The following is a 6,523-nucleotide window of genomic DNA, read 5'->3' on the forward strand; positions in this document are numbered from 1 at the left end:
CAAACAGCACGGCAAAACGCATGGACGACGAACTGAATTCCCGCCTGAAACCGCTGCGCGACCGCATCGACGCGATCGACGCGCAGCTGATCACGCTCCTGAACCAGCGCGCCGCAGTGGCGCTCGAGGTGGGCGAGGTCAAGAAGCATTTCAACGCGCCGGTGTTCCGGCCGGAGCGCGAACTGCAGGTGATCGCGCGGCTGCAGGACATGAGCGCCGGGCCGCTCGCGAGCGAGCATATCAGCGCGATCTGGCGCGAGATCATGGCCGCCAGCCGCGCGCTCGAGCAGACGATCCACGTCGCGTTTCTCGGGCCGGTCGGCACGTATAGCGAACAGGCGATGTTCGAGTATTTCGGCCAGTCGATCGAGGGGCTGCCGTGTCCGTCGATCGACGAGGTGTTCCGCTCCGTCGAGGCCGGCGCCGCATCGTTCGGGATCGCGCCGGTCGAGAATTCGACCGAGGGCGCGGTGTCGCGCACGCTCGACCTGCTGCTGCAGACGCAATTGCTCATCAGCGGCGAGCTCGCACTGCCGATCCACCACAATCTGCTCACGCAGAGCGGTACGCTCGACGGCGTGAAGCGCGTGTGCGCACACGCGCAGGCGCTCGCGCAGTGCCAGCAATGGCTCGCGGCGAACGCGCCGCATCTCGAGCGGCAGGCCGTCGCGAGCAACGCGGAAGCCGCGCGGCAGGCGGCGGCCGATCCGACCGTCGCGGCGATCGCGGGCGATCGCGCGGCCGCGCATTACGGGCTGCAGATCGCGTTCTCGCTGATCCAGGACGATCCGCACAACCGCACGCGGTTCGTGATCATCGGCAAGCAGCCGGCCGGTCCGACCGGATACGACCAGACGTCGCTGATCGTTTCCGTGAAGAACGAACCGGGCGCGGTGTTCAAGCTGCTCGAGCCGCTCGCGCGGCACGGCGTGTCGATGACGCGTTTCGAGTCGCGTCCGGCGCGCGTCGGCACGTGGGAGTACTACTTCTATATCGACATCGAGGGGCACCGCGACGACGCGCCGGTCGTGGCCGCGCTCGCGGAGCTCGGCCAGAAGGCCGCGTTCCTGAAGATACTCGGTTCGTATCCGCGCGCGCGCGCTGAGCGTGCGGCCGCGTCCCGCACGCGGCGCGCGTGTCGCGAGGGCGCGCGCAGCGCAGGCCGGACGGCGCTGCGAAGGCGGGTTCGGGCGGCATCCGCGAGCGATCGCGCGGTGCGGGCCCGTTGCCCGGGATCTGGAATTCCGTGTGCGCGGCTGCGGCCCGTGCGCGTAACTTGGCTCTAGTCGTGTCAGGCTTTGCATTCAACAAACTGGTCATCTTCGGCGTCGGCCTGATCGGCGGATCGCTGGCCCGCGCGCTGCGCGAACGTGCGCCGGGCGGCGTGGGCGAGATCGTCGGCGTCGGTCGCTCGCGCGCCTCGGTCGAACGCGCGCTGGCGCTCGGCGTGATCGATCGCGCGGCGGCGCTCGACGACGACGCGCAGTTGCGCGACGCGCTCGCCGGCGCGGATCTCGTGTTGCTGGCCGCGCCGGTTGCGCAGACGGGCCCGCTGCTCGGCCGCATCGCGCCGTGGCTCGACGCCGCGACGATCGTCACCGACGCCGGCAGCACGAAGTCGGACGTCGTCGCGGCCGCGCGCGACGCGCTCGGCGAGCGGATCGCGCGGTTCGTGCCGGGCCATCCGATCGCCGGACGCGAATCGAGCGGCGTCGAGGCCGCGCTGCCGGATCTCTATGTCGGCCGCAACGTCGTGCTGTGCCCGCTGCCCGAGAACGCGCCCGCGACGGTCGCGCGCATCGACGCGATGTGGCGCGCGACGGGCGCCGACGTGCGCACGATGAGCACGGCGCAGCACGATCGCGTGTTCGCGTCGGTGAGCCATCTGCCGCATGTACTGTCGTTCGCGCTCGTCGAGCAGATTCTCGGCGAAGCGGACGCCGAACTGAAATTCTCGTATGCGGCCGGCGGTTTTCGCGACTTCACGCGAATCGCCGCGTCGAGCCCCGAAATGTGGCGCGACGTGTGCATTGCGAACCGCGCGGCGCTGCTCGACGAGCTCGACGGCTATACGCGCGTGCTCGCGCGGTTGCGCGCGGCGATCGACGCCGGCGACGGGGCCGCGCTCGAAGCGGTGTTCACGCGCTCGCGCGCGGCGCGCCGTGCGTGGCAGGAGCGCGGCGCCAAGCCCGCTGCCGAAGCGGACAAGCAATAACAGGACGATTCCCATGGACTATCTCGATCTCGGCCCGTATTCCAGTGCGTCGGGCACCGTGCGCCTGCCCGGCTCGAAGAGCATCTCGAACCGCGTGCTGCTGCTCGCCGCGCTCGCCGAAGGCGACACGACGATCACGAACCTGCTCGATTCCGACGATACGCGCGTGATGCTCGACGCGCTCGGCAAGCTCGGCGTGAAGCTCGCGCGCGATGGCGACACGTGCGTCGTCACCGGCACGCGCGGCGCGTTTACCGCGAAGACGGCCGATCTGTTCCTCGGCAATGCGGGCACGGCCGTGCGGCCGCTGACGGCGGCGCTCGCGATCAACGGCGGCGACTATCGCGTGCATGGCGTGCCGCGCATGCACGAGCGGCCGATCGGCGATCTCGTCGACGGGCTGCGTCAGATCGGCGCGCAGATCGACTACGAGCAGAACGAAGGCTTTCCGCCGCTGCGGATCCGGCCCGCGACGATCTCGGTCGACGCGCCGATCCGCGTGCGCGGCGACGTGTCGAGCCAGTTCCTCACCGCGCTGCTGATGACGCTGCCGCTCGTGAAGGCGAAGGACGGCCGCAGCATCGTCGAGATCGACGGCGAACTGATCTCGAAGCCGTACATCGACATCACGATCCGGCTGATGGCGCGCTTCGGCGTGAGCGTCGAGCGCGAGGGTTGGCAGCGCTTCACGGTGCCGGCCGGCGTGCGCTATCGCTCGCCGGGGCGAATCATGGTGGAGGGCGATGCCTCGTCGGCGTCGTACTTCCTCGCGGCCGGTGCGCTCGGCGGCGGCCCGCTGCGCGTCGAGGGCGTCGGACGCGCGAGCATCCAGGGCGACGTGGGCTTCGCCAACGCGCTGATGCAGATGGGCGCGAACGTGACGATGGGCGACGACTGGATCGAGGTGCGCGGCATCGGTCACGACCACGGCAAGCTCGAGCCAATCGACATGGACTTCAATCTGATTCCCGACGCGGCGATGACGATCGCGGTCGCGGCGCTGTTCGCGAACGGCACGAGCACGCTGCGCAACATCGCCAGCTGGCGCGTGAAGGAAACCGACCGCATCGCCGCGATGGCGACCGAACTGCGCAAGGTCGGCGCGACCGTCGAGGAGGGCGCCGACTATCTCGTCGTCACGCCGCCCGCGGCGCTCACGCCGAACGCCGCGATCGACACGTACGACGATCACCGGATGGCGATGTGCTTCTCGCTCGTCAGCCTCGGCGGCGTTCCCGTGCGGATCAACGATCCGAAGTGCGTCGGCAAGACGTTCCCCGACTATTTCGACCGCTTCGCCGCGCTCGCGAAGGCCTGACCGACTGACCTGATGAAATCCACCCGACCCTTTCACCCGACCCCCGTCATCGCGATCGACGGCCCGACCGCTTCCGGCAAGGGCACCGTCGCGGCGCTGGTCGCCGCGCATCTCGGCTTTCACCTGCTCGACAGCGGCGCGCTGTATCGCCTCGCGGCGCTCGCGAGCATGCGCTACGACATCGCGGCCGAAGACGTCGACGCCCTTGTGAAACTGATCGACGATCTCCACATCACGTTTCGCGAAGGCTGTGCCCAGCTGGACGGCGTCGACGTGTCGAACGACATCCGTGCCGAGGCGGTCGGCAACCGCGCGTCGGCCATCGCGGTGCACGGGCCGGTGCGCACTGCGCTGGTGGCGCGCCAGCGCGCGTTCCGCAAGACGCCGGGCCTCGTCGCGGACGGCCGCGACATGGGCACCGTGATCTTTCCGGACGCGATGCTGAAGGTGTTCCTGACGGCCAGCGCGGAGGCACGCGCGGCCAGACGGCATAAGCAATTGATGCAAAAAGGTTTTTCTGCTAATATTGATGACTTGCTCCGGGATCTCCGCGAGCGCGACGCGCGCGACAGCAATCGCGCGGCCGCGCCGCTGAAGCCCGCGGCAGACGCCAAGCTGCTCGATACGTCGGCACTGTCGGTCGATGAAGCGGTCGACCAGGTGCTGCAGTGGTACCGGGCGCTCGGCCAGCCCGCCTGATCCGGCGGGCGGCAGTAGGTGCTCCGCGCGCAAGCGCGGAGTGTGTGTTGAACCCTTAACCCCGTGTGGTTTCGCTCTGGCCCTTTCAGTCAGCCATTCCGGCTGGCGCGGCACCGCGATCCACGCACAAACCGATTTTTATGTCCGACCTGCAAACCTCCAACCCGAATACCGAATCCTTTGCGGCTCTGTTCGAAGAGTCGCTGACCCGCCAAGACATGCGCGCCGGCGAAGTGATCTCCGCCGAAGTCGTGCGCGTCGACCACAACTTCGTGGTCGTCAATGCAGGCCTGAAGTCCGAGGCTTACATTCCGATCGAGGAATTCCTGAACGATCAGGGCGAGGTTGAGGTGCAGGCGGGCGATTTCGTGTCCGTCGCGATCGACGCACTCGAAAACGGCTACGGCGACACGATCCTGTCGCGCGACAAGGCGAAGCGCCTTGCATCGTGGCTGTCGCTGGAAAAGGCACTCGACAACAACGAACTCGTCACCGGCACGATCACCGGCAAGGTGAAGGGCGGCATGACCGTGATGGTCAACGGCATCCGCGCGTTCCTGCCGGGTTCGCTGGTCGACACGCGTCCGGTCAAGGACACGACGCCGTACGAAGGCAAGACGCTCGAGTTCCGCGTGATCAAGCTCGATCGCAAGCGTAACAACGTCGTGCTGTCGCGTCGTGCCGTGATCGAAGCGACGCAAGGCGAAGAGCGCGCGAAGCTGCTCGAAACGCTGAAGGAAGGCGCGATCGTCAACGGCGTGGTCAAGAACATTACCGACTACGGTGCGTTCGTCGACCTCGGCGGCATCGACGGCCTGCTGCACATCACCGACATCGCATGGCGTCGTGTGCGTCACCCGAGCGAAGTGCTGTCGGTCGGCCAGGAAGTCACCGCGAAGATCCTCAAGTTCGACCAAGAGAAGAACCGCGTGTCGCTCGGCATCAAGCAACTGGGCGACGATCCGTGGGAAGGCATCTCGCGCCGTTACCCGTCGGGCACGCGTCTGTTCGGCAAGGTCACGAACATCACCGACTACGGCGCATTCGTCGAAGTGGAGTCGGGCATCGAAGGCCTGGTCCACGTGTCGGAAATGGACTGGACGAACAAGAACGTCGCACCGTCGAAGGTTGTTCAGCTCGGCGACGAAGTCGAAGTCATGGTGCTCGAGATCGACGAAGACCGTCGTCGTATCAGCCTCGGCATGAAGCAGTGCAAGCCGAATCCGTGGGATGACTTCAGCCGCAACTTCAAGAAGGGCGACAAGATCACGGGCGCAATCAAGTCGATCACCGACTTCGGCGTGTTCATCGGTCTGCCGGGCGGCATCGACGGCCTGGTCCACCTGTCGGACCTGTCGTGGAGCGAAGCCGGCGAAGAGGCCGTTCGCAAGTACAAGAAGGGCGACGAAGTCGAAGCGATCGTGCTCGGCATCGACGTCGAGAAGGAGCGCATTTCGCTCGGCATCAAGCAGCTCGAAGGCGACCCGTTCAGCAACTACGTTGCCATGAACGACAAGGGCTCGATCGTCGACGGCGTCGTGAAGTCGGTCGACGCGAAGGGTGCGGTCATCGCGCTGACGGGCGACATCGAAGGCTACCTGCGTGCGTCGGAAATCTCGCAGGATCGCGTTGAAGATGCGCGCAACGTGCTGAAGGAAGGCGACAAGGTCAACGCGATGGTGATCAACATCGATCGCAAGTCGCGCGGCATCAACCTGTCGATCAAGGCGAAGGATTCGGCCGAGCAGCAGGAAGCGATCCGCGGCCTGCAAGCCGACACCAGCGCTGCCGCGACCGGTACGACCAACCTCGGCGCGCTGCTGAAGGCGAAGCTCGACGGCCAGAACCAGTAAGCCTCACGAGGTCTGCTGAAGTATGACCAAATCCGAGTTGGTCGCGCAGCTGGCATCGCGATTTCCGCAACTTGTCCTCAAGGATGCGGATTTCGCGGTGAAGACGATGCTCGATGCGATGTCCGACGCTTTGTCGAAAGGGCATCGCATCGAAATTCGGGGTTTCGGCAGCTTCGGCCTCAACCGTCGTCCGGCGCGCGTCGGACGCAACCCCAAGTCGGGGGAGAAAGTGCAGGTGCCCGAGAAGTTCGTGCCGCACTTCAAGCCCGGCAAGGAGTTGCGTGAACGCGTCGACGGTCGCGCGGGCGAGCCGCTGAAGGCAGACGAGCCGGACGACGAGCGTTGAGCGTCGTGCGGCCGGCCCGGAACCCGTCCGGCAAAGGCTGAAGAAAAAAGCGCCCCTTCGTGGGTAATGCCGTTCAGTTAAGGTTCTTTCTG

Annotated in this window: 5 protein-coding genes and 1 pseudogene; all 6 read left to right on the forward strand. The window is 66.6% G+C overall.

Translation table 11 applies throughout. From position 1 onward, the window contains the following. Window positions 1-20 precede the first annotated feature (20 nt). Window positions 21-1,100, forward strand: a pseudogene (gene pheA, locus HMPREF3115_RS01010) (prephenate dehydratase); the annotation flags it as partial. 188 nt (window positions 1,101-1,288) lie between these two features. After that, on the forward strand, window positions 1,289-2,215 hold the full coding sequence (locus HMPREF3115_RS01015; RefSeq protein ID WP_070553233.1) for a prephenate dehydrogenase/arogenate dehydrogenase family protein: 927 nt from the start codon (window positions 1,289-1,291) through the stop codon (window positions 2,213-2,215). Window positions 2,216-2,228: 13 nt separating this feature from the next. Further along, window positions 2,229-3,533, forward strand: coding sequence for a 3-phosphoshikimate 1-carboxyvinyltransferase (aroA, locus tag HMPREF3115_RS01020; RefSeq protein ID WP_006400729.1), 1,305 nt, complete (start codon window positions 2,229-2,231; stop codon window positions 3,531-3,533). 12 nt (window positions 3,534-3,545) lie between these two features. Further along, complete coding sequence (gene cmk / locus HMPREF3115_RS01025; RefSeq protein ID WP_070553235.1) at window positions 3,546-4,232, forward strand: (d)CMP kinase; 687 nt, start codon at window positions 3,546-3,548, stop codon at window positions 4,230-4,232. A 140-nt stretch (window positions 4,233-4,372) separates the two neighbouring features. Further along, window positions 4,373-6,085, forward strand: coding sequence for a 30S ribosomal protein S1 (gene rpsA / locus HMPREF3115_RS01030; RefSeq protein ID WP_006400727.1), 1,713 nt, complete (start codon window positions 4,373-4,375; stop codon window positions 6,083-6,085). A 22-nt stretch (window positions 6,086-6,107) separates the two neighbouring features. Next, window positions 6,108-6,431, forward strand: coding sequence for an integration host factor subunit beta (locus tag HMPREF3115_RS01035; protein ID WP_006400726.1), 324 nt, complete (start codon window positions 6,108-6,110; stop codon window positions 6,429-6,431). The last annotated feature ends 92 nt before the right edge of the window (window positions 6,432-6,523 follow it).

Origin of the sequence: Burkholderia sp. HMSC10F09 (genome assembly GCF_001806955.1) — a bacterium.
Taxonomy (GTDB): domain Bacteria; phylum Pseudomonadota; class Gammaproteobacteria; order Burkholderiales; family Burkholderiaceae; genus Burkholderia; species Burkholderia multivorans.